The following is a 22251-nucleotide window of genomic DNA, read 5'->3' as shown; positions in this document are numbered from 1 at the left end:
ACAATCTCGGACAAGGCAGGAGTGTTTGAATTGAGTCGATTATATGTGTTGCCTATTAAACGGCTGAAGCAAATTGTCATTATTCTTGTAGCAGCCCTTGCAGCTGCAACCTTTTTTTATGTACAAAAGGCACCGCCGCTGTCGGTATTTAAAACAGAACACGGACCCCGAGCCATTTATAAAGGCGAGACTTCCTCAAAACATGTCTCCCTTACTTTTAATATCGGCTGGGGAGATGAGAAGGCAGTTCCTATTTTAAATGTCCTTCGAGAGTACGATATAAAGAACGCTACTTTCTTTCTGTCTGCTTCTTGGGCTGAGCGTCATCCTGATATCGTCAAACAAATTAGAGAGGACGGTCACCAAATCGGCAGCCTTGGCTATGCTTATAAAAATTATAGCCAGCTTGAAGATAGTGAAATCAAGCAAGATCTTGTCCGGGCACAAAATTCATTTCAAAAGCTTGGACTAGATGACATTCAACTATTAAGACCGCCAACTGGGCAATTTAACGAAAAAGCTTTAAAAATTGCCACACAGTACGGTTATACCGTTGTCCATTACAGCGTCAATTCACAGGATTGGCTGAATCCAGGCGTCGATCAGATTGTTCAGAATGTAAATGATCGAATGAAAAGCGGAGACATTGTTCTCCTCCATGCCTCAGATTCAGCAACCCAAACCGCTCAAGCCTTACCAGCTATTTTGAAACAAATCAAAGAAAAGAATTTAAAGAATGTGACGGTTGGCGAACTGATCTCCAATACCAAAACAAGGTCATCGGAAGTTAAGTAGCTTTTGCCTTTGAAAACCGCGGCATAGCTAATAACTGAAACGCATTACAGCCTAATAGCGGGAATAGCATTAAATACAGCCAGTCCTCTTCATTGACTCTGAGCGCTGGGAACCATTCTAGCGACGTGATGACGACCATGAGAAACATTGCGGAAACAAATGTTTTCTTAGAGGACTGCTGCTGTTTAAAGTACGCCACGATCAATGCGAACACACCGATAAAGACAGGCAGCCATAGGTATGGAAGAAATGATTCATTCTCCCCGAAAAACAAAAATCGCAAGTAAGCTAAATCAAACAGCACAAAGATCACCAGAAACAGCTGAATGGTATTCCATAAAGAATGTGACCGGAATATCTCTAGCGCAAACCGGTGCACCGTCAAAAAGACAACAAACCCCATCTGACTAATGACACTAAAAATCATCCCCACACCAATGAACCAAAATAACACAGATGCGATTTCTAGTATTTCAAACGATATAAAAAGCTTCTGATATTTCCCCCACTCCAGCGCAAAGCCTACCACGCTTGTAATGACCGCTCCAACAGCTAGCACAGAGAAGAAAAAACGAACTAAATCCCGACTTTTCATTGAATTGACCCAACCCCTATTTTTGTTATGTATAAATTCACGTGAAACATTCATATTAAAAGTAAGACATGTAACGAAAGGAGCCACAGTATGTCAAAAGGCATCTTGCGTATAATGAGCTGTTTTCTCCTTTTATCTCTAACAGCTTGTGCTCCCAAAACCCAATCCTCATCTAATATGGACTATGACGAAACAAAGAAAATGGTCGTCGATATATTGAAGACAGATGACGGTAAAAAGGCCATTCAACAGTTATTAAATGACGAGGCAATGAATGAAGCTTTGGTAATGGATGAACAAACTGTGAAAAAAACGATAGAGAAAACACTGACTTCTGATAAAGGCAAAGAGTTCTGGAAGAAGGTCTTTGAGGATTCTAAATTTGCCGAGACTTTCGCAAAATCCATGCAGCAACAGCATGAAAAGATGTTAAAACAGTTAATGAAGGACCCTGACTATCAGCAATTGATGATGGATATTCTCAAGGATCCTGAAATGGAAAAGAAATACGGTGAACTGGTGAAAAGCAAAGAGTTCAGAAAGCACTTAGAAAAAGTTATTACGGAAACATTAAGCAGTCCTCTTTATAAGAAGAAATTCGAAGATGAGCTTAAAAAAGCAGCATCTGAAAGCAGTGATTCCGGATCAAAAGGCAGCGAAGAAAGCGGCAGTTAAACATCACCCGAGTGGACATACATCCACTCGGGCTTTCATTATGCTTTTACTGCTAATTGTTCAATGACTTTATTCGCAATGTGTTGATACACTTCTCCTGTCGGATGACTCGCATCATAGACGGATGGAGCAAAATCCTCTTCATTCCAATCAGGCTGTCTTAAAGGAATTTGGCCAAGGACCGATACACGCAGTTCTTCTGCCAGCTTGTCCCCGCCCCCTTTTCCAAAGACATGTTCTTTCTCACCTGTTTTTTTGCTTTCATAATAGCTCATATTCTCAACGACCCCTAGCACTTCGTGATCTGTTTGCAGTGCCATTGCGCCTGCTCTAGCAGCAACGAAGGCAGCTGTAGGATGCGGTGTTGTGACAATGATTTCTTTACAGCTTGGAAGCATTGTATGAATATCAAGCGCCACATCTCCCGTTCCAGGCGGAAGGTCTAATAGTAAGTAATCTAATTCTCCCCACTCGACTTCGTGGAAGAAGTTATTTAGCATTTTACCAAGCATCGGTCCTCTCCATATGACCGGTGCATTTTCTTCAACAAAAAAGCCCATTGAAATCACTTTGACACCAAAGCGTTCCACAGGAATAATTTTTTCCCCTTTAACCGTTGGTCTGACGGTGATTCCCATCATATCCGGTACACTAAAGCCATAAATATCTGCATCAATCAGTCCGACTTTTTTCCCTAGACGAGCCAGCGCTACAGCAAGGTTAACAGACACGGTGGATTTCCCAACGCCGCCCTTTCCGCTCGCTATCGCTAAGAACTCAGGCGGATTTTTAGAATTGAGCAGGTTTTCTTCCTCATCTTGTGAAGGCATAAACCTTTCAAGTGTTTCCTGAGGCAGTTCTTCAAAACGAAGTCCTACTGTGTTAGCACCCTCTGCTTTCAAGGCTTGTACGATGTCTTGCTGCAGCTTCATCTGCTCAGCAGTACCCGTTTTGGCAATGGCCACCTTTAAGCTCACATGTTCTTTTTCAGGCTTTAGGCTGATTTCCTTGATGGCATCCAGCTCACCAAGCGGTATATGAAGGAAAGGTTCGTCCATCTTCCCAACTAGTTTTCTCACATCATCTTGTCCGATCATAGCAGAACCTCACCCTTTATTGAATTCGTTTACAATCCAAGTATATCATACATATCCTTACAATGTCTGTCCTGTTTGCCTGCGTTCAAAAGGAAAAAGCCCCTTATTCAGGCGGCTCTTTTTGCTCTGTTAAATATCTTAAAATGCCTTTATAAATGGAGGCGGCTATTTGATCTTGATATTTAGGTGTTGCCAGCTGACCGGCCTCTTTCGGATTGGAGAGAAACCCAATCTCCACAAGAGCTCCTGGCTTTGTCACATTTTGCATTAAATAAATGCCATTGATCCGCTTCGCCTTTCGATCTGTGTTTTCAAGATTATTGCGTAATTCATCTTGTATGAACTTCGCTGCCTTTTCATTCTCTTCATACTTTCCGTAAAAAAACGTCTGCGCGCCGCTCCATTTGTTCGATGGGATCGCATTTAAATGAATACTTAAATAGAGATCCGCTTCAGACTCATTGATGACTTTTACGCGGTTTCTTAAATCTTCCGCTTTCTTCCGGGCATATCCCTTTGTGTTCTTTGATGATAAATCAGAATCATCCTCGCGGGTCATGAGAACAAGCGCTCCCTGCTCCTGCAAATAGTCACGTATCTTCATGGATACATCCAGTGCAATCTCTTTTTCAAGCAGCTCTCCTCCTACAGCCCCGCCATCTGGACCGCCATGACCCGGATCTAAATAGATGATCTTGCCGCTCAGAGGCAAGTTCCACGATTTCCACGAATCATCATTTAGAAATTGAAACCTGAATAAGAATAAGAGGACAATAAACCCGATTAAAAACCCTGTCCATTTCAGCTTTCTTTTCATCCCTGTCCCTCCCATACACCATTATTTTATAGATATGGGACAAGGACTGGAAATATGCTTAATGCAGCCGAAGCTTATGCCTTTTTTCTGATTCCCGAAAGCCTTCCTGCCACCACATGCTTAAAAAATCCTTCGCAAATGGATACAGACACGACATCTTCCGCTCCATTCGGAACATATTTCCCCACGATTGCAAACACCCCGCTAGCTCCTCAACCAGCTCATCTTCTTCATGAACTGACCGCTTCTTTATATCATCGAACGATTCACCGTACTTGCTCGACTCACCGTATCTCCCACCTGCTAAAAAAGCTTCAATGGCGAAATCGATGCAGCCATCACTCATAATCCCAGCTGGATCATCTGCAAATGGGAACAGCTTCTTCGTGAATTTCTCGGAAGCGACCGTCACCTGTTGAAGAGACAATGTACGCAACAGCTTCTTTTCAAGCGTGACATCTCGTTTTGTTTTCAATTGATAAAATGAAAGAACCTCTGCCATGGACTGAACTCCTTTTTTCTTTGTATTGTTCGTTGGTTTGAACAAAACATGCAGTTCAGTAAATGGAAATCAATGAGCTAATGGATTGGAAAATTGTGATAAGATGAACACTTATATATAGAAAGAATGGAAAAGGGGCAAAATTCATGAAGAAGTGGATGTATATCCTACTGCTACTAACAGTCGTCTTATCTGGATGCAGCAGTCACGCGACCGAGCAGAAGAGCGATATAAAAGGAATAGAAGACATATCATTAAAACAGCTTTCTAAGCACAAAAATTCTTATATTGGAGACAACGGAGCAATTGGCGCTATTTTATCAGATCTTCCAGGTAACGTGATTCGTGAGTATGAAATCGTAGATGAAAAAGAGCTAAAAGTGACATATGGCGTGAAAGAAAATGCCAATGATACAGAAGAACAATTTGATACATTTTGGTTTGACAAGAAGGATACCATTGAAAAAAACTACTTATATAACGCATTGGCACTTTTTATTCTTATCGATAATGCTGAGCAAGTGACACTCAAGATGAACTCTAACGACAAACAATCCGTCACGTTTAAAAGACAAGAGCTAGAAAAAAAGCTGCCTCACTCATTTAAAGAGTATCAAGACGATGTAGCGCTTTGGCAGAAGGAACTGGTTGTTGGAGTTGTGAAGTCAAAAGAGAAACGCCAAGATGTATACAAAACGTTTCCCATGAAGAAATAATAAAAACAGAGGAGTGTTACCCTCTGTTTTTTTTTAATAATTATGTAGTCAAAGCCTGCACCAATCGTTGTCGGAAGTTTTGATCCACTGCTGCAGTAAGCATAAATTCATTGAATACTTCCTCAATCCAGTGAGAATTGTTCGCTTTCGGATCATTGATAAAAAGAGAGATGGATATAGAGGATGTATCTGTTCTTCGATATAAAGCAGCTGTGAAAACAAACAATGTTGCTCCGCTTTTATACCAAAGATATTGATCTGTTTCCGCCTTGAATGTTTCTCCCAGCACAATTTGGCTAAAAAGACGCTTTTCTTCTGTTGTTAACAGCTCATCCTGTAGACGTTTCATAAAATGTGCATATTGATTAGTTGTAGACCTTGTCATTTTTTGCGTCAGTAATGATTGAATACGCAAGCTTAACAAGTCTTTTTTCATCAATTTTTCTTCTAACGCCTTTTTATGCTCTAGGTCATTTTTCATGATATTAAAAATCTCAATCATCAGAGATTTGTATTGTCCATCAGTTACATCGCTCATTTGCTTGAATGCATCCCGCTCATGATCAGATATATAGGCTTGCCACAACAGCTTGGGTGTCAGTGGCATGACTTCACCATGTTCTGTAAGGTCCGCTTGTTTCATTCGATCATTGATCTTATCTAAGCCGAGGCGGTCAATCAAATAATCAGTACAAGCATTCGAACTGACTTGCATCATCCCTTTGGCAACATCTAATAAAGTTGCATGCTCAGAAAAATCGTTGATCTCCAGCCAGTATGTATGAGCACCACCGTCTGTTCTATCAATATAAAACCGCTCTATATCAGACAATGCCACTTTTTCATCTAGCTTGATGTCACCGCCAGAGACGGTTTTAACAAAATGAAACAAAACCATTAATTTCATCGTACTTGCAAGTGGTGTTTTTTGATCACCATTCCAATCTAATACCACATCTTCATTTTCAATAATTGTCACTGATACGTCCTTTTTGTTTTTCGTGACAAATGTCAAAAGATCTTCCTTTGTTTTATTCAAATGTTTCTCCTTTCCCAACCACTATAGATTCTCATCTTCAATATAACAAATATTTGAAATAAAGGCACAAAAAACAAAGGATTGTGAATACCTTTGCTTCTCTGTGTGTTTATTGACGATGAACTTGCAGCTTCATCCCATCATGCGTAGCTTCAAAGCCCAACTTTTCGTAAAAACGGCGTGCATCTGGTCTCTGTTTGTCTGTTGTTAGCTGAACGATATGACACCCGCGGTCGATGGCGCGTTGAATCGCCCATTTTATGAGCAGCGTGCCAATTCCTTTCCCTCTATGAGACGAGGCCGTACGAACTCCTTCTATTGAAGCTCTCCATCCTCCTTGATGTGTAAGAAATGGCGTCATGGTCAATTGGAGAACACCTACAGCTTCTTCCTGATCACACGCAACAATGAGTTCAATATTTGGATCAGCATCTATTGAATGAAAGGCTTCGATATAGCTTTCTAACAATGGTTGCGTGTAACGCTCTCTTTTTTGACCTAACATATCATCCGCGAGCATGAAGACGATTTTATCGAGATCATCCAGCTTGGCTTCTCTGAACGTCAGTTGACTTAACCCCATTGAACACACCTCCTATGAAATTATTGACCAAAATACCATTGATGTGCGTTCTTATATAAGATATGATCAGCTGCTTTTTCATCAAAGAGCTGCTGAATCAACCCAACATCACCGTATTCAAATGGACGCTTCGCCCTTGTGGATGGAAGGTCTGTACCAAACATCAGTGCATCAGGATTCGTTTGATAAATGGATGTCAATGCATGTTCAACGTTTAAATCGACTCGTCCAAAACCAGTTGCTTTTACCCGAACTCCTTTATCAACCAGCTTGAGCAAATGCGGCAAGCCTTCTTCTGATAAGCCTAAATGATCAATCGAAACGGCCGGCAGCTGTTCAAGCGTAGATGAGATGTCAGGGAGATGCTTAGCGTCTATGTAGAGCTCACTATGCCAGCCCGCCAGCTCATACACCCTTCTCGCAAAATAATCGAGATTCGAAATATCCTCCGAACCGCCCCGCTTCACATTAAAACGTAATGCCTTTACCCCATGTTGATCCAAATGAACAATTTCATCATCAGTTGCTGTAGAAGGTAATTGAGTCACACCGCAAAAAGCTGAGCCCAGTTCATCCAGCGCTTTCAACAAATAGCCTTGATCAAAGCCTTGAAATGACCCTGAGACGATGGCTCCACCTACAATCCCCAGATCAGCCGTCTCTCTCCTATAATCATTCACCACATAACTAGAGGGTGTATACCCTTGGTTTTCTTGAATGGGAAAATCAAAATCAATGATATGAAAATGTGCATCAAAGATCCTCATGCTTGGCGCCCCTCTTCTGCTTATTTGATCTGATTATATCAATAGCGAAAGCCAAGGGATATTTGGAATGACGAATTACTTCATATCATGAAAACTTATCAAGTTTTCCATTCCTCACTTAAGATGGCATAGTAAAACTCATCCCACCACTCATTTCCTTGTGGGATACATTTTTCAAAATATCCTTCTCTTCTCATCCCTATTTTCTCCATCACTCTCCACGATGGCACATTTTCAGGCTGACAAGTGGCAATGATCCGATGTAAATTCATTGTGTGAAAGCCATGATGCAGTACAGCATAGGCTACTTCAGATGCATAGCTTTTGTTTTGATATACAGGATTGAAGACCCAGCCAATTTCATACGTGTGATCACCAAAGTAAGGATGAAATGCGATATGCCCGATGCATGTATGATCTTCTTTTAATAGGACAGCGACATACTTAGCATCTTCATGACGATTATTTTTGACAAATTCCTTCGCATCTTCTTTAGAAAATACATCTTCCGGAATATACTTCATCACTACCGGATCAGATGTATATGCATAGACATCCTGCCAATCATCATCAGCAAATGGACGAATGAGACATCTTTCTGTCGTTAGATTCATAGGACAACCTCCATCTTTTTTAACAAAAAACTTCTATACTCATATTTTATACGTATTCAAGAGGAAGAGACCAGTCATGATCTATCACATAAAAAGCACAAAAAAAAGCACCAGCACGAAGCTGATGCTTTTTTTATAAGGTTTGTTTGTAACAAACCTTTGTAAAACGTCCATACAATATAAAATTGATTAACGTTTTGAGAACTGAGGTGCGCGACGTGCGCCTTTAAGACCGTATTTCTTACGCTCTTTCATACGAGGGTCACGAGTAAGAAGTCCAGCACGTTTAAGTGATGTACGGTACTCAGGATCTACTTCTAGAAGAGCACGAGAGATACCGTGACGAATTGCTCCAGCTTGACCAGAGAATCCACCACCGTGAACAGTTACAAGAACATCGTAGCTGTTAGCTGTTTCTGTGATGTTCAAAGGCTGTTTCACGTCTTCGATTAAAGCAGCGAATGGAATGTATTCAGTGATTTCACGATTATTAACGACGATACGGCCTTCACCTGGAACTAAGCGAACGCGCGCTACAGAACTTTTACGACGACCTGTACCGTAATATTGAACCTGTGCCAAATTGTTAACCTCCCTTATAATTAACCGCGAAGTTCGTAAACTTCAGGTTGTTGTGCTTGATGTGGATGCTCAGAACCACGGTACACATTTAATTTTTTGAACATTTGACGGCCTAATGGACCCTTTGGAAGCATACCTTTGATAGCAAGCTCCAACATTTTTTCAGGGTAGTTTGTACGCATCTCAAGAGCAGTTCTTTGTTTCAAACCACCTGGGTGCATTGTGTGACGGTAGTAAATTTTGTCCGTCAATTTCTTACCTGTTAGTTCGATTTTCTCAGCATTGATGATGATGACGTGATCACCTGTATCAACGTGTGGTGTATAAGTTGGTTTGTGCTTACCGCGCAAAAGTGATGCTACTTCAGTAGAAAGACGACCTAGAGTCTTGCCTGCCGCATCAACAACTAGCCATTTGCGCTCAATTGTGCTTGCGTTCGCCATTGGTGTTGTACGCATGAGTTTCCCTCCTAAATAAATCAATGATTTTTCCTTGAATCAAATGCTACGTTCTATTTCAAAACACAAGATAAGTCTTCCGGGGCTTATTTGTGGGGTTGAAATACATACCATATGATATCTTATAACTTTCTGCTTCCTGTGTCAAGAACATGTTACACCTGGTTTAGTTGTCATAGAAAACTTCCCATAAATACAGTCCGTGACTAGGCGCAGTCTTGCCTGCCGCTTCGCGATTTCGGGCGGCAAGCATGGTTTTTATCTCATCAGGGTGGAATTTACCAGATCCGATTTCAAGTAACGTTCCAGCGATAATTCGCACCATGTTGTATAAAAAGCCATTTCCTCTCACACGCATTTCAAGCCCGTCTGAGACGTTTTTCCACTCAAGGGTGTAAATCTCCCTCACCTTGTCCTGAACCTCTGTATTGGCCGCACAAAAGCTTGTGAAATCGTGTGTGCCAATGAGGCGCCCAGCGGCTTCTCTCATTTTGTCTGCATCCAGCCGGTAAGGAAAGTGGCAGGCATACTGTCTCGTGAACACATTTTGGTGCGTTTCCGTTGAGACCTTATAACGGTACTCCTTCGAAACGACACTAAAACGTGCATGAAACGACTCATCCACTTCCTCAGCCTTTAGAACCCGGATGTCATCCGGCAAGAGACTGTTGAGGGCAAAAGGCCATCTTTCCATCGGAATCGAGAGCGGCGTGTCGAAATGGATGACCTGCCCCTTCGCATGGACGCCACTGTCCGTCCGGCCAGAAGCCACAATCGGAATCAGTTCATCCTGTTTATGCATTCTTGCAAGAGCCGACTCGATCTCCGTCTGAACAGTTCGCTGCCCAGGCTGCACCTGATAGCCTTTAAAATGTGTTCCATCGTAGGATACGGTACATTTGACCTTCATCTAGGAATCACCTAATTTCTCAGAAGCACAAGGAGTGCTGTTAACAGGATGAATAGGAGCAGTGTGAACGTGTCTTTCATGCCCCAGACAAGCTGACGGTATTTCGTCCGCCCTTCTCCTCCGCGGTAGCCTCTCGCTTCCATAGCGGTCGCCAGTTCCTCTGCACGCTTAAACGCACTGACAAAAAGCGGGACAAGTAAAGGAACGATGGCTTTCATGCGATCTTTAAGAGGTCCGCTTGTAAAATCAACACCTCTTGCCATTTGTGCCTTCATGATTTTGTCTGTCTCTTCTAGTAAAGTTGGAATGAACCGAAGAGAGATGGACATCATGAGAGCAAGCTCATGAACGGGCAGTTTGATTTTACGGAATGGGTGAAGCAGCTTTTCCATACCGTCTGTCACTTCTATAGGCGTTGTGGTTAACGTCAGAAGTGTCGTCATCATGATGAGATAGACAAAACGGAGAGAAATGAAAATCCCCTGCTTTAGACCTTCTTCATAAATATTTAAAAAACCAAAGTGAAATAGCAAGGCGCCATCCTTTGTCATGAAGATATGCAGTATGAAGGTAAACAGGACAATCCATAGGATCGGCTTCATTCCTTTGAGAATAAAGTATAGCGGCACCTGAGAAACCATCACCACAAGGAGGGTAAAGACACCTAAAAGCCCGTAAGTGATGTAATTATTAGCAAAAAAGACAATAAAGACAAAAAAGAAAATTGATAACAGCTTTGTCCTTGGATCAAGACGATGGACAAAGGATGAACCTGGCACATATTTGCCGATAATCATACTATCCATCATGATGTCGTGTCCTCCTGATAAAGAGCTGTTAAGGCTTCTGCCATTTCATCCATGGTCAGAAGCGGCCTTGGAAACGTAATGCCCAGCTTTTTTTCTACAGTCTGCTGGAATTTAATCGTTTCTGGGAGGTCGAGACCAAACGAAGACATGTCTGTACGATTGGCAAACAATTCTCTCGGCGTACCTGTCGCCTTCACCGTTCCTTTATGCATCACAATCATTTGATCCGCATAATGAGCGGCGTCCTCCATACTGTGTGTAACCAGAATCGTGGTGAGGTTTGCCTTTTGATGAAGCTCATAGAACATGTCCATGATTTCCTTCCGTCCGCGTGGATCTAACCCTGCAGTCGGCTCATCCAGCACAAGCACTTCTGGCTCCATCGCTAGAACACCTGCAATCGCCACACGTCTCATTTGACCGCCGCTTAGTTCAAAGGGAGATCGAGATAATAGCGATTCAGGAAGACCAACTAGCTTCAGCATTTCCTTCGCCTTTGCTTCTGCCTTTTCCTGAGGAACACCGAAATTCATCGGACCAAAGCAGATATCCTTAAGGATCGTTTCTTCAAAGAGCTGATGCTCAGGAAACTGAAACACGATGCCTACTTTTTTCCGAAGTGACTTTAAATCTTTCTGCTTTTTATTGGCTTGTAAGATGGTATCCCCAAGCGCAATGCTCCCCTTCGTTGGTTTGAGCAAGCCATTTAAATGCTGCAGCAACGTGGACTTGCCAGAGCCCGTATGACCAATGACAGCGACATAGCTGCCCTCTTGGATGGAAGCATTGACATCATACAAAGCGAGACGCTCAAACGGCGTTTTCATTTGATAACGATGCTCTAATTCTTTGATCGTAATGTCCATAGCTCTTTCACCAATCCTTCTTGTGTCAAATGGGCATTTGCAAGCGGTACACCTTGCTGCTTCAATTGTTTGCTCAACCGATAGGAGAATGGCAGATCAAGTCCAATTTGAACTAGCTCTTCGTCTAGTTCAAATACTTCCTCTGGGGTTCCCTCGGCAAATTTTTTCCCGCCATTCATGACAATGACCCGGTCTGCCTTGGCGGCCTCGTCTAAATCATGTGTGATGGAAATGACTGTGACCGTTCCTTGTTCCTTCAATAGTCTAACAGTCTCTAACACTTCTTCACGGCCAATCGGATCAAGCATCGATGTTGCTTCATCCAAGATCATGATGTCAGGGCTTGCGGCAAGTACACCTGCAATGGCGACTCTCTGCTTTTGCCCGCCTGATAGATGGTGCGGCTCTTGATCAAGAAACTCCTGCATATTGACCTGTTTGACAGCCCAATCTACACGTTCTATCATCAATTCCCGCTCAACCCCGTTATTTTCTAAACCAAAAGCCACATCATCACGAACCGTTGAGCCAACGAATTGGTTATCTGGGTTTTGAAAGACCATTCCGACCTTTTTGCGAATATCCCAGACACTCTCTTCTTTCAGCTCAATCTCTCCAACCTTGACCGTTCCAGCATCCGGTAAAATGAGCCCATTCAGTACACGGGCAAGAGTGGATTTACCTGAACCGTTATGACCAACAATGGCGAGCCATTCATTTTGATTCACATGCAATGACACTTGATCTAAAGCGGGCTTGTCCGCATCCTTGTGATAACGAAATACAATGTCCTTTACGTCAATTAATGTCTTCCCCATCTCTACCGGACCTCCTCTCAGCTCAACCTCTTCTTTGCTTCTTGCTAAAAAGCCGTAGTATCTAAAAAAGGGCATAGATCCAGTTATGAACTGTCCCGCCCTTTCTTAGATACACGCTATGTGATTAAACTAATTCAATGACAGCCATTGGTGCGCCATCGCCGCGACGAGGTCCAAGCTTCATGATACGAGTGTATCCACCTTGGCGATCTTCGTAGCGAGTTGCAACGTCAGCGAATAATTTTTGAAGTGCATCTTGGTTTGTTTCAGCGTTAGCTACTTCATTACGAATGTAAGCTGCAGCTTGACGGCGAGCATGAAGATCTCCGCGTTTGCCAAGAGTGATCATTTTTTCAACTACAGAGCGAAGTTCTTTCGCACGTGTTTCAGTTGTTTCGATGCGTTCGTTGATGATCAAATCAGTCGTTAGGTCACGAAGCATTGCTTTACGTTGTGCACTAGTGCGTCCTAGCTTTCTGTATGCCATGTGATGTCCCCTCCTTAGTTAGAGAATGCTGTATGAATAAAAAACACACGAAAATCCTAGTTCACAATGAAACTAGTCAATCGTCTTTACGAAGACCCAGTCCAAGTTCTTCTAGTTTCGCTTTCACTTCTTCAAGAGATTTACGTCCAAGGTTACGAACTTTCATCATATCCTCTTCTGTCTTGTTAGCAAGCTCTTGAACAGTATTAATACCCGCACGCTTCAAACAGTTGTAAGAACGAACAGAAAGATCAAGCTCTTCAATTGTCATTTCAAGCACTTTTTCTTTTTGGTCTTCTTCTTTCTCAACCATAATCTCAGCATGCTGAGCTTCGTCAGTTAACCCAACGAAAATATTCAGGTGTTCAGTTAAAATCTTAGAACCTAGAGCGATCGCTTCTTTCGGTCCTGTGCTTCCATCAGTCCATACATCTAGTGTTAATTTATCATAGTTTGTGATTTGCCCAACACGGGTGTTCTCCACTTGATAAGTCACACGAGAGACAGGTGTATAGATTGAGTCGATCGGAATCACACCGATTGGCTGATCGTCTCTTTTGTTTGCATCAGCAGGATTATACCCGCGACCTCTTTGTGCAGTTAAGCGAACACGGAAGCTCGCATTCTTGCCAAGAGTTGCGATGTGGAGATCTGGATTTAAGATTTCAATATCGCTGTCGTGTGTAATATCAGCAGCTGTTACAGTACCTTCATCTTGTACATCAATTTCAAGCGTCTTCTCTTCTTCAGAGTAGATTTTGAGTGCAAGCTTTTTAATGTTTAAGATAATCGTTGTAACATCTTCAACCACGCCTTCGATCGTTGAGAATTCGTGTAAGACACCATCTATCTGGATCGATGTTACAGCTGCACCAGGAAGTGAGGATAAAAGGATACGACGAAGGGAGTTCCCTAAAGTGGTACCATATCCACGCTCAAGTGGCTCTACGACAAACTTGCCATACTTGGCATCGTCGCTGATTTCAACCGTTTCGATTTTTGGTTTTTCAATTTCGATCATCTAATAAAACCCTCCTTCAAAACGTCGAAACCTCGAATAGAATCATATGAGATTCCATCCGAAATTCCTCATTGTTTAGTCCCGTATGTGCTCAGGCAACGAGTCGTGTATTCGTCTCATAAATAACTGTATCATAACCCATTATTGACAGGGACACAAAATCTATACAAACAAATTACACGCGGCGACGTTTTGGTGGACGGCATCCGTTATGAGGAACTGGAGTTACGTCTCTGATTGCAGTAACTTCAAGACCTGCAGCTTGAAGTGCACGAATTGCAGCTTCACGACCAGAACCAGGACCTTTAACAGTTACTTCAAGTGTTTTAAGACCATGTTCGATAGAACCTTTAGCAGCAGTTTCAGCAGCCATTTGTGCAGCGAAAGGAGTAGATTTACGAGAACCTCTGAATCCTAATGCACCAGCACTTGACCAAGAAATTGCGTTTCCATGAACATCAGTAATCGTTACAATCGTGTTGTTGAAAGTGGAACGAATATGAGCGATTCCAGCTTCAATATTCTTTTTCACGCGACGTTTACGCGTATTTTGTTTACGAGCAGCAGCCATTCTTTAACTACCTCCTTTACTTATTTTTTCTTGTTAGCTACAGTACGACGCGGACCTTTACGAGTACGCGCGTTGTTTTTTGTGTTTTGTCCACGAACAGGAAGTCCTCTACGATGACGGATTCCGCGGTAGCTTCCGATTTCAATTAGACGCTTAATGTTAAGTGAAACTTCACGACGAAGGTCACCTTCTACTTTAAGTTTGTCAATGATATCACGGATTTTACCAAGTTCGTCTTCAGTTAGATCGCGAACGCGAGTGTCTTCAGAAACACCTGCTTCTTTAAGGACTTGTTGCGCAGTCGTACGACCAATTCCAAAAACATATGTTAAAGAAATGACAACACGTTTATCACGTGGAATATCTACACCAGCAATACGAGCCATGATTTGGGCACCTCCTTGTTATTAGCCTTGTTTTTGTTTATGTTTTGGGTTTTCACAGATCACCATTACTTTTCCTTTTCTGCGAATAACTTTACATTTTTCACAGATAGGTTTAACAGATGGTCTCACTTTCATGTGTTTCCAACCTCCTTCTTCCGGAGTTGCTTTATTTGTAACGGTACGTAATTCTACCACGAGTTAAGTCATATGGAGATAATTCTACCGTAACTTTGTCTCCAGGTAAAATGCGAATGAAGTGCATACGGATTTTTCCTGATACATGAGCCAAAACTGTATGACCATTCTCTAGTTCAACTTTGAACATTGCATTTGGCAAAGTTTCTGCTACAGTACCTTCCACTTCAATTACATCGTCTTTCGCCATTCAAGTGTTCTCCCTTCTTCAAATCAGTAACTTGCTCTCTGACAAATGTCCAAATGAGTTTATCTCAATTGTCCATCTATCACCCGACCTGTTTTGAATATACTGTTCTGAACTTCCGGAGATACGCAACCATAAAAGGTTATATGATTGATATTTTTTCTTAGGAGAATGAAATTTACGCTTTTCTCCGTCTGCGATTAGTACATGGCAGCCACCGAACATGCCGATGACACCTGTATACTGATCTTGTTCTTTCCTTTGGACTATACAGACAACCTGCCCGATTTGGGCCTGAAAGGCTTCAGTGAAGACCTAAATCTTAGTCAGTATATCAAAACCTGTATCTGTAATCGCAATCGTATGCTCAAAGTGAGCACACTTTTTCCCATCAACCGTTACAACCGTCCAGTTATCAGCCAATGTTTTCACATATCGGCTGCCTGCGTTCACCATCGGTTCGATGGCCAACACCATTCCAGGTTTTAGCCGCGGGCCTTTGTTGGGCGGACCATAATGAGGAATTTGAGGGTCCTCATGAAGATCCTGTCCGACCCCATGTCCAACATATTCTCTAACAACTGAGAAATTCTCGTTTTCTACATACGTTTGTATGGCATGGGAAATGTTCGACAGACGTTCACCTGGCTTTGCTTCCTGTAAGCCTTTATATAGAGATTCCTCTGTGACTTCCAGTAGTTTGCGGTCTTCATCACTGATTACCCCAACTGGATAAGTCCAAGCAGAGTCACCATGATAGCCATTTAACTTTGCGCCAATATCGATACTAATGATGTCACCATCACGTAAAACCCGTTTACCAGGAATACCGTGAACGAGTTCTTCATTCACCGAAACGCAAATGCTCCCGCGAAAACCATTATACCCTTTAAAAGATGGGATTGCACCCTGCTTTGTAATAAAACGTTCGGCAATTTGATCCAATTCTTTTGTCGAAATACCTGGTTTTATGTGTTTCTTCAGCTCTTCATGAGTCAGTGCGACAATGCGTCCAGCTTCTCTCATAATCTCAAGCTCGCGAGGAGTTTTACAGATAATCATTTATTTAATCCCCCAAGCAGGCCCTTGATATCTGCATATACATCATTAATGTGTTTTGCACCATCAATGTTTGCAAGATATCCTTTTTCTGAATAGAAGTTCAGTAAAGGTTCAGTCTGCTTTAAGTTTACTTCAAGTCTAGTCGAAACGGTTTCTGCATTATCATCTGCACGTTGATAAAGCTCGCCTCCACACTTATCGCAAACATTTTCTTTCGCAGGTGGATTGAATACTAAATGATAGGTTGCTCCGCAATTTTTGCAAATTCTTCGGCCAGTCAGACGCTCCATCAATGCATCTTTATCGACTTTAATATTAATGACATAATCAATCGTTCTGCCAAGGTCCTTTAGAATGTCTTCTAAAGCTTCAGCCTGAGCGACTGTTCGCGGAAATCCGTCCAGAAGAAAACCTTGTTCACAATCATTTTTGCCAAGTCTTTCTCTAACAATACCGATTGTGACCTCATCAGGAACAAGCTCTCCTTTATCGATAAAGGATTTTGCTTCGAGCCCAAGTTGTGTCTCCTCTTTCATAGCAGCGCGGAACATATCTCCTGTTGAGATATGAGGGATCCCATAATCATCAACAATTCGTTCTGCCTGAGTGCCTTTACCAGCACCCGGAAGCCCCATTAAGACTAAGTTCATTTCGGATTTCCCCTTCCTTACTTAGAGAGGTTGGGCAGGAGCCCAGCCCTCTGTTTTATTTCATAAATCCACGGTAGTTTCGTTTCACTAATTGGCTTTCAAGCTGTTTCATTGTTTCAAGTGCAACACCTACAACAATGAGAAGACTTGTGCCGCCAATTTGTGCAGCGGAAGGTAATCCAGCGAATTGAATGAAAAAGATAGGAAGTATTGAAATCACGGCTAAGAAAATGGCGCCCACAAACGTGAGTCGGTACAAAATGCTCGTAATTCTATCTTGAGTCATTTTCCCTGGACGAACTCCCGGGATATAGCCACCCTGCTTTTGCAGATTTTCAGCCATTTGTTCAGGATTCACTTGGACAAAGGCATAAAAATATGTGAAAGCAACAATCAGTGCTACATAAATCGTCATACCGATTGGCTTAGTATAGTCAAAGTTGTTGGTTATCCAAGTTGTCACATTATTGGTTCCGAAGAACGATGCGACCGTCTGCGGAGTAATAATGAAAGAAACGGCAAAGATGACTGGAATCACCCCTGCTGGATTCACTTTCAATGGAAGATGCGTTGCTTGACTAGCAGACATTTGTGCACGGCCAGTTCCTTTTGAATATTGAATCGCAATCTTTCTCACTGCCATTTGAATGTAAATAACACCAATAACAATGACAAGAATAGCAATGACAATAAGGGCAATTTTCAGGATTTGCATGAACAACTGTCCATCTCCACCTACAAACTGCTGAGCGTACACTTGTTTTAATGTTTGAGGGATACCTGCGATGATACCGGCAAAGATAATAATCGAAATACCGTTACCAACACCGTGAGCAGTAATCTGCTCTCCCAGCCACATTAAAAATGCTGTTCCCGCAGTGAGTACGACCGCAATTAAGAGGTACGTTGAAACACCTGGGTTTTCAATCAGCATGCCTCCTGCCATATTGTTGAATCCATATGACATTCCTAACGCCTGGATAAAACCTAGAACAATTGTAAAATACCTTGTGAATTGTGCTAATTTTCGGCGGCCAACCTCTCCTTGCTTTGACCACTCAGTGAACTTCGGAACAACATCCATCTGCAAGAGCTGAATGATGATCGAAGCGGTGATATACGGCATAATCCCCATTGCAAGAATGGAGAATTGGAAAAGTGCCCCGCCCCCAAACGTGTTGAGGATCCCGAAAACACTCATTTGATCCTGTGCCTGGAGAACTTCGGCGTTCACATTAGGCACAGGGATGAAAGCACCTATACGAAAGACGATTAACATTAAAAGAGTGAATATAATCTTATTCCGTATATCTTTCACGCGCATAAAATTGGAGATTGTCTTAAACAAGTTAGATCACCTCGGCTGTACCGCCAGCAGCTTCAATAGCTTCTTTCGCAGAAGCAGAGAATTTATTGGCTTTTACAGTTAATTTTTTTTCTAATTTACCGTTGCCAAGAATTTTTACTCCTGCTTTTAACTTGCTTATTGCACCAGTCTCTAGAAGAAGTTCAGGAGTTACTTCCGTTCCTTCGTCAAAACTGTTTAATCTGTCTAAGTTGATTACCGCGTAATCTTTACGGTTGATGTTTGTAAAACCACGTTTTGGAAGACGTTGGAATAAAGGCATCTGACCACCTTCGAAACCAGGGCGTACACCGCCGCCAGAACGAGCGTTTTGACCTTTATGACCTTTACCAGAAGTTTTACCGTTACCTGATCCAATACCACGACCAACACGGTTGCGTACTTTACGTGAACCTTCTGAAGGCTTCAATTCATGAAGTTTCATTTGGGCACCTCCTTATCGATTAAAAATGTTTTATTGTTCTTTAACAGAAACTAAATGAGACACCTTGTTAATCATGCCGCGGATCGCTGCATTGTCTTCATGTACGACTGTTTGGTTTGTTTTCTTAAGACCAAGAGTACGAACAGTGACACGCTGATCTTCTGGGCGACCGATTACACTGCGTTTGAGGGTAATTTCTAATTTATTTGCCATTAATGTTCCCTCCTTATCCTAACAGGTCTTCTACAGATTTTCCACGAAGCTTCGCAACGTCTTCAGCACGTTTAAGTTCACTTAAACCCTGAAGTGTTGCGCGGATCATGTTGATCGGTGTATTAGAACCTAGAGATTTAGAAAGGATATCAGCTAGACCAGCAAGCTCAAGAACCGCACGCACTGGGCCTCCAGCGATAACTCCTGTACCTTCTGAAGCAGGCTTCAATAGAACGTTTCCTGCACCGAATCGACCGATGATTTCATGTGGAATTGTAGTTCCAACCATTGGTACTTCAATTAAATTCTTTTTCGCATCTTCAACAGCTTTGCGGATCGCTTCTGGTACTTCTTGTGCTTTACCAGTACCGAAACCTACATGACCGTTTTTGTCACCGACAACAACTAAAGCTGCAAAACGGAAACGACGTCCACCTTTAACAACTTTCGCTACGCGGTTAACCGTAACTAAGCGTTCTTCTAACTCTAATTTGCTTTGGTCAATACGACTCATTCGGATGTGTCCCTCCTTCTTTTATTAAAATTTAAGTCCAGCCTCACGAGCAGCTTCAGCTAGAGCTTTTACACGTCCATGATATAAGTATCCTCCGCGGTCAAATACCACGTTAGAGATTCCTTTTTCAACAGCACGTTTTGCAACAAGTTCGCCAACTTTAGTAGCAGCTGCAGCGTCAGAACTATTCTCGATCTTTAACTCTTTATCAAGAGTAGAAGCACTTACAAGTGTTACACCGTTAACATCATCAATTACTTGAGCGTAGATGTTCTTGTTAGAACGGAAAACGTTAAGGCGAGGTCTTTCAGCAGTACCTGAAAGTTTCGCACGAACACGAGCGTGTCTTTTAAGACGAGTAGCGTTTTTGCTAGTTTTCGTAATCATCCGAGTCACTCCTTTCTTCACATTAAGCGATCTTACTTACCAGTTTTTCCTTCTTTACGGCGAACGAATTCACCTTCGTAACGAATTCCTTTACCTTTGTAAGGCTCTGGAGAACGGACAGCGCGGATGTTAGAAGCTAGAGCTCCCACACGCTCTTTATCGATACCTTTAATGACTACTTTCGTTTGAGATGGAACTTCGACTTCAACTCCAGCCTCAGGAACGATTTCAACTGGATGAGAGTATCCAACGTTAAGAACAAGTTTGTTTCCAGATTTAGCTGCACGGTAACCGACACCGATAAGTTCTAAACCTCTTTCGAAACCTTTAGATACACCTTCAACCATGTTTGCAATTAAGCTACGTGTTGTACCATGTAATGCACGGTGTTCTTTATGATCAGACGGACGGCTTACAGTTAAGACGCTGTCCTCAATTTTAATTTCCATATCAGGGTGAAATGTACGAGTTAGTTCACCTTTTGGTCCCTTTACTGTCACTGTGTTATCGTTGTTTGTCACAGTAACTCCTGAAGGGATCTCGATTAGTTTTTTACCTATACGAGACATACCAAGCACCTCCATTCATCTTAAACTTTTTTTACCATACGTAAGCAAGTACTTCTCCACCAGCTTGTTTAGCACGGGCTTCTTTGTCCGATAAAACACCTTGTGATGTAGAAATAATTGCGATTCCAAGTCCGTTAAGTACACGTGGTACTTCATTTGATTTCGCATATACACGTAAACCAGGTTTACTGATTCTTTTAAGACCAGTGATAACACGTTCGTTGTTTTGGCCATATTTAAGGAACATACGGATAATTCCTTGTTTGCTGTCTTCTACATATTCAACGTCACGGATAAAACCTTCACGCTTTAAGATTTCAGCAATTTCTCTTTTGATTTTTGAAGCCGGTACTTCTAGCTTCTCATGACGTACCATGTTCGCATTGCGAATACGAGTCAGCAAATCTGCAATCGGATCTGTCATAACCATTATTTAATAACCTCCTTCCCATTTATGGGGATTACCAGCTGGCTTTTTTAACGCCAGGAATTTGTCCTTTATATGCAAGTTCGCGGAAACAAATACGGCAAAGTTTAAACTTGCGAATTACTGAATGTGGACGTCCACAACGTTCGCAGCGCGTATACTCTTGAACTTTAAACTTTTGTTTGCGTTGTTGTTTCGCAATCATAGACTTTTTAGCCACGATTTCGCCTCCCTTTCATTGATTATTTCTGGAACGGCATACCTACTTGAGTTAATAACTCACGTGCTTCTTCGTCCGTATTGGCAGTCGTAACGATAACGATATCCATACCGCGGACTTTTGTTACTTTATCGTAATCAATTTCTGGGAAGATTAACTGTTCTTTAATACCAAGCGTGTAGTTTCCACGACCGTCGAAAGATTTCTTAGAAATCCCGCGGAAGTCACGTACACGTGGTAAAGATACAGAAATAAGTTTATCAAGGAAATCGTACATGCGCTCTCCGCGAAGTGTTACTTTCGCACCGATTGGCATTCCTTCACGTAGACGGAATCCAGCAATAGATTTCTTCGCACGAGTAACGACAGGTTTTTGACCAGCGATAAACGTTAATTCTTCAACAGCAGTATCGATTGCTTTAGCGTTTTGAACGGCGTCACCAACACCCATGTTGATCACGATTTTTTCGATTTTTGGCACTTGCATTACTGATTTGTATTCAAACTTAGAAACTAATGCAGGTGTAATTTCTTTTACATACTTTTCTTTAAGGCGGTTCATGAGAAAGACCTCCCTTCCTTATTTACTATTTATCTAGAACTTGCCCAGATTTTTTCGCTACACGGACTTTCTTTCCGTCCTCAACTTTATACCCAACACGTGTCACTTCACCCGTTTTAGGATCAAGCGGCATTACGTTTGATACGTGGATCGGCGCTTCTTGTTCAGAAATTCCGCCCTGAGGGTTAGCTTGGGTTGGTTTAGAGTGTTTTTTCACAAGGTTAATACCTTCTACTAAAACACGGTCATTCTTAGGGAAAGCAGCAAGGATGACTCCTTGTTTACCTTTATCTTTACCAGAGATAACCACTACTTTATCGCCCTTTTTAACATGCATTTAATCGCACCTCCTTGAGTCGCGGATTGT

35 protein-coding genes and 1 pseudogene are annotated in these 22251 nt (G+C 42.1%); 3 read left to right on the top strand and 33 right to left on the bottom strand.

What is annotated here, in order from left to right; genetic code table 11:
• Positions 1 to 30: 30 nt before the first annotated feature.
• On the top strand, positions 31 to 795 hold the full coding sequence (gene pdaB, locus MHB83_RS05850; RefSeq protein WP_050945808.1) for a polysaccharide deacetylase family sporulation protein PdaB: 765 nt from the start codon (positions 31 to 33) through the stop codon (positions 793 to 795).
• Here pdaB and kbaA read toward each other — a convergent pair.
• The gene (gene kbaA, locus MHB83_RS05845) at positions 788 to 1390 is read right to left on the bottom strand and encodes a KinB-signaling pathway activation protein (protein ID WP_003217204.1); all 603 of its coding nucleotides are present in this window, start codon (positions 1388 to 1390) and stop codon (positions 788 to 790) included. The two genes, pdaB and kbaA, sit on opposite strands and share 8 nt — an antisense overlap.
• 90 nt (positions 1391 to 1480) lie before the next feature.
• On the opposite strand from kbaA, the gene gerD reads away from it, so the two are divergent.
• Positions 1481 to 2065 (top strand): spore germination lipoprotein GerD, encoded by a 585-nt coding sequence (gene gerD / locus MHB83_RS05840; RefSeq protein ID WP_003217144.1) that lies wholly within the window; start codon positions 1481 to 1483, stop codon positions 2063 to 2065.
• Positions 2066 to 2103: 38 nt separating this feature from the next.
• Here the strand turns inward: gerD and MHB83_RS05835 are convergent, their stop codons facing one another.
• From MHB83_RS05835 to MHB83_RS05825, 3 genes are all read right to left on the bottom strand, one after another.
• Complete coding sequence (locus MHB83_RS05835) at positions 2104 to 3162, bottom strand: Mrp/NBP35 family ATP-binding protein (protein WP_003217013.1); 1059 nt, start codon at positions 3160 to 3162, stop codon at positions 2104 to 2106.
• Between the two features lie 103 nt (positions 3163 to 3265).
• Positions 3266 to 3979: an N-acetylmuramoyl-L-alanine amidase CwlD gene (gene cwlD / locus MHB83_RS05830; RefSeq protein ID WP_017359175.1), complete on the bottom strand. Its 714-nt coding sequence runs from the start codon at positions 3977 to 3979 to the stop codon at positions 3266 to 3268.
• A gap of 58 nt (positions 3980 to 4037) precedes the next feature.
• Complete coding sequence (locus tag MHB83_RS05825; RefSeq protein ID WP_050945810.1) at positions 4038 to 4481, bottom strand: YbaK family protein; 444 nt, start codon at positions 4479 to 4481, stop codon at positions 4038 to 4040.
• Positions 4482 to 4627: 146 nt separating this feature from the next.
• Here MHB83_RS05825 and MHB83_RS05820 point away from each other — a divergent pair, with 146 nt between their 5' ends.
• On the top strand, positions 4628 to 5197 hold the full coding sequence (locus MHB83_RS05820; RefSeq protein ID WP_226804573.1) for a DUF4825 domain-containing protein: 570 nt from the start codon (positions 4628 to 4630) through the stop codon (positions 5195 to 5197).
• Positions 5198 to 5237: 40 nt separating this feature from the next.
• Here MHB83_RS05820 and MHB83_RS05815 read toward each other — a convergent pair whose 3' ends face one another.
• The 29 genes and pseudogenes from MHB83_RS05815 to rplX form a co-directional block, all read right to left on the bottom strand.
• Positions 5238 to 6236: a serine hydrolase gene (locus MHB83_RS05815; RefSeq protein WP_342496712.1), complete on the bottom strand. Its 999-nt coding sequence runs from the start codon at positions 6234 to 6236 to the stop codon at positions 5238 to 5240.
• A 109-nt stretch (positions 6237 to 6345) separates the two neighbouring features.
• Positions 6346 to 6819 carry a GNAT family N-acetyltransferase gene (locus MHB83_RS05810; RefSeq protein WP_253621926.1) on the bottom strand — a complete coding sequence of 158 codons (474 nt, stop codon included), beginning with the start codon at positions 6817 to 6819 and terminating at the stop codon, positions 6346 to 6348.
• Between the two features lie 20 nt (positions 6820 to 6839).
• Positions 6840 to 7586 (bottom strand): amidohydrolase family protein, encoded by a 747-nt coding sequence (locus MHB83_RS05805; protein WP_253621927.1) that lies wholly within the window; start codon positions 7584 to 7586, stop codon positions 6840 to 6842.
• A 98-nt stretch (positions 7587 to 7684) separates the two neighbouring features.
• Entirely contained in the window at positions 7685 to 8200 is a 516-nt protein-coding gene (locus MHB83_RS05800; RefSeq protein ID WP_253621928.1) for a GNAT family protein, read from the bottom strand.
• 189 nt (positions 8201 to 8389) lie between these two features.
• The gene (gene rpsI, locus MHB83_RS05795) at positions 8390 to 8782 is read right to left on the bottom strand and encodes a 30S ribosomal protein S9 (protein ID WP_003217273.1); all 393 of its coding nucleotides are present in this window, start codon (positions 8780 to 8782) and stop codon (positions 8390 to 8392) included.
• 20 nt (positions 8783 to 8802) lie between these two features.
• Positions 8803 to 9240: a 50S ribosomal protein L13 gene (gene rplM, locus MHB83_RS05790; RefSeq protein ID WP_003217042.1), complete on the bottom strand. Its 438-nt coding sequence runs from the start codon at positions 9238 to 9240 to the stop codon at positions 8803 to 8805.
• 166 nt (positions 9241 to 9406) lie between these two features.
• On the bottom strand, positions 9407 to 10150 hold the full coding sequence (truA, locus tag MHB83_RS05785; protein ID WP_342496711.1) for a tRNA pseudouridine(38-40) synthase TruA: 744 nt from the start codon (positions 10148 to 10150) through the stop codon (positions 9407 to 9409).
• Positions 10151 to 10161: 11 nt separating this feature from the next.
• On the bottom strand, positions 10162 to 10959 hold the full coding sequence (locus MHB83_RS05780; RefSeq protein ID WP_044139647.1) for an energy-coupling factor transporter transmembrane protein EcfT: 798 nt from the start codon (positions 10957 to 10959) through the stop codon (positions 10162 to 10164).
• On the bottom strand, positions 10956 to 11825 hold the full coding sequence (locus tag MHB83_RS05775) for an energy-coupling factor ABC transporter ATP-binding protein (RefSeq protein ID WP_003216922.1): 870 nt from the start codon (positions 11823 to 11825) through the stop codon (positions 10956 to 10958). Before MHB83_RS05775 ends, MHB83_RS05780 begins: the two co-directional genes overlap by 4 nt.
• Positions 11801 to 12643, bottom strand: a complete 843-nt coding sequence (locus tag MHB83_RS05770) for an energy-coupling factor ABC transporter ATP-binding protein (RefSeq protein WP_050945818.1) — start codon at positions 12641 to 12643, stop codon at positions 11801 to 11803. The genes MHB83_RS05775 and MHB83_RS05770 overlap by 25 nt, the downstream gene beginning before the upstream one ends.
• A 124-nt stretch (positions 12644 to 12767) precedes the next feature.
• Positions 12768 to 13130 carry a 50S ribosomal protein L17 gene (gene rplQ / locus MHB83_RS05765; RefSeq protein WP_003216944.1) on the bottom strand — a complete coding sequence of 121 codons (363 nt, stop codon included), beginning with the start codon at positions 13128 to 13130 and terminating at the stop codon, positions 12768 to 12770.
• Positions 13131 to 13206: 76 nt separating this feature from the next.
• Positions 13207 to 14151: a DNA-directed RNA polymerase subunit alpha gene (locus MHB83_RS05760; protein WP_003217009.1), complete on the bottom strand. Its 945-nt coding sequence runs from the start codon at positions 14149 to 14151 to the stop codon at positions 13207 to 13209.
• Between the two features lie 175 nt (positions 14152 to 14326).
• Entirely contained in the window at positions 14327 to 14722 is a 396-nt protein-coding gene (rpsK, locus tag MHB83_RS05755; protein ID WP_003217231.1) for a 30S ribosomal protein S11, read from the bottom strand.
• Between the two features lie 20 nt (positions 14723 to 14742).
• Positions 14743 to 15108, bottom strand: a complete 366-nt coding sequence (gene rpsM / locus MHB83_RS05750; RefSeq protein WP_003217023.1) for a 30S ribosomal protein S13 — start codon at positions 15106 to 15108, stop codon at positions 14743 to 14745.
• 21 nt (positions 15109 to 15129) lie between these two features.
• Positions 15130 to 15243 (bottom strand): 50S ribosomal protein L36, encoded by a 114-nt coding sequence (rpmJ, locus tag MHB83_RS05745; protein ID WP_003156543.1) that lies wholly within the window; start codon positions 15241 to 15243, stop codon positions 15130 to 15132.
• A 31-nt stretch (positions 15244 to 15274) separates the two neighbouring features.
• Positions 15275 to 15493: a translation initiation factor IF-1 gene (gene infA / locus MHB83_RS05740; protein WP_003217190.1), complete on the bottom strand. Its 219-nt coding sequence runs from the start codon at positions 15491 to 15493 to the stop codon at positions 15275 to 15277.
• Positions 15471 to 15778, bottom strand: a pseudogene (locus MHB83_RS05735) (RNA-binding protein). Before MHB83_RS05735 ends, infA begins: the two are co-directional and overlap by 23 nt.
• A gap of 27 nt (positions 15779 to 15805) precedes the next feature.
• Positions 15806 to 16552, bottom strand: a complete 747-nt coding sequence (gene map, locus MHB83_RS05730; protein WP_003217210.1) for a type I methionyl aminopeptidase — start codon at positions 16550 to 16552, stop codon at positions 15806 to 15808.
• Positions 16549 to 17202 (bottom strand): adenylate kinase, encoded by a 654-nt coding sequence (locus tag MHB83_RS05725; protein ID WP_253621931.1) that lies wholly within the window; start codon positions 17200 to 17202, stop codon positions 16549 to 16551. The genes map and MHB83_RS05725 overlap by 4 nt, the downstream gene beginning before the upstream one ends.
• A gap of 55 nt (positions 17203 to 17257) precedes the next feature.
• Positions 17258 to 18550: a preprotein translocase subunit SecY gene (gene secY / locus MHB83_RS05720; RefSeq protein ID WP_012008710.1), complete on the bottom strand. Its 1293-nt coding sequence runs from the start codon at positions 18548 to 18550 to the stop codon at positions 17258 to 17260.
• 1 nt (position 18551) lies between these two features.
• A complete protein-coding gene (gene rplO / locus MHB83_RS05715; protein WP_003216888.1) occupies positions 18552 to 18992 on the bottom strand; it encodes a 50S ribosomal protein L15 in 441 nt (146 codons plus the stop codon).
• 30 nt (positions 18993 to 19022) lie between these two features.
• Entirely contained in the window at positions 19023 to 19205 is a 183-nt protein-coding gene (rpmD, locus tag MHB83_RS05710; RefSeq protein WP_003217067.1) for a 50S ribosomal protein L30, read from the bottom strand.
• Between the two features lie 13 nt (positions 19206 to 19218).
• Entirely contained in the window at positions 19219 to 19719 is a 501-nt protein-coding gene (gene rpsE / locus MHB83_RS05705) for a 30S ribosomal protein S5 (RefSeq protein ID WP_003217179.1), read from the bottom strand.
• A gap of 24 nt (positions 19720 to 19743) precedes the next feature.
• A complete protein-coding gene (gene rplR / locus MHB83_RS05700; protein ID WP_003216951.1) occupies positions 19744 to 20106 on the bottom strand; it encodes a 50S ribosomal protein L18 in 363 nt (120 codons plus the stop codon).
• Between the two features lie 32 nt (positions 20107 to 20138).
• Complete coding sequence (gene rplF, locus MHB83_RS05695; RefSeq protein WP_003217186.1) at positions 20139 to 20675, bottom strand: 50S ribosomal protein L6; 537 nt, start codon at positions 20673 to 20675, stop codon at positions 20139 to 20141.
• A gap of 31 nt (positions 20676 to 20706) precedes the next feature.
• Positions 20707 to 21105, bottom strand: a complete 399-nt coding sequence (gene rpsH, locus MHB83_RS05690) for a 30S ribosomal protein S8 (protein ID WP_003217040.1) — start codon at positions 21103 to 21105, stop codon at positions 20707 to 20709.
• A 31-nt stretch (positions 21106 to 21136) separates the two neighbouring features.
• Positions 21137 to 21322 carry a 30S ribosomal protein S14 gene (gene rpsN, locus MHB83_RS05685; protein WP_008356542.1) on the bottom strand — a complete coding sequence of 62 codons (186 nt, stop codon included), beginning with the start codon at positions 21320 to 21322 and terminating at the stop codon, positions 21137 to 21139.
• Positions 21323 to 21344: 22 nt separating this feature from the next.
• Positions 21345 to 21884, bottom strand: coding sequence for a 50S ribosomal protein L5 (gene rplE / locus MHB83_RS05680; RefSeq protein ID WP_003217159.1), 540 nt, complete (start codon positions 21882 to 21884; stop codon positions 21345 to 21347).
• 25 nt (positions 21885 to 21909) lie between these two features.
• Positions 21910 to 22221, bottom strand: a complete 312-nt coding sequence (gene rplX, locus MHB83_RS05675) for a 50S ribosomal protein L24 (RefSeq protein ID WP_003217151.1) — start codon at positions 22219 to 22221, stop codon at positions 21910 to 21912.
• Positions 22222 to 22251 lie beyond the last annotated feature (30 nt).

Origin of the sequence: Bacillus sp. FSL K6-3149 (assembly GCF_038630515.1) — a bacterium.
Lineage (GTDB): Bacteria > Bacillota > Bacilli > Bacillales > Bacillaceae > Bacillus > Bacillus pumilus.
Note: the sequence above shows the minus strand (reverse complement) of the source record. Positions and strands in the feature narration are given on the sequence as shown.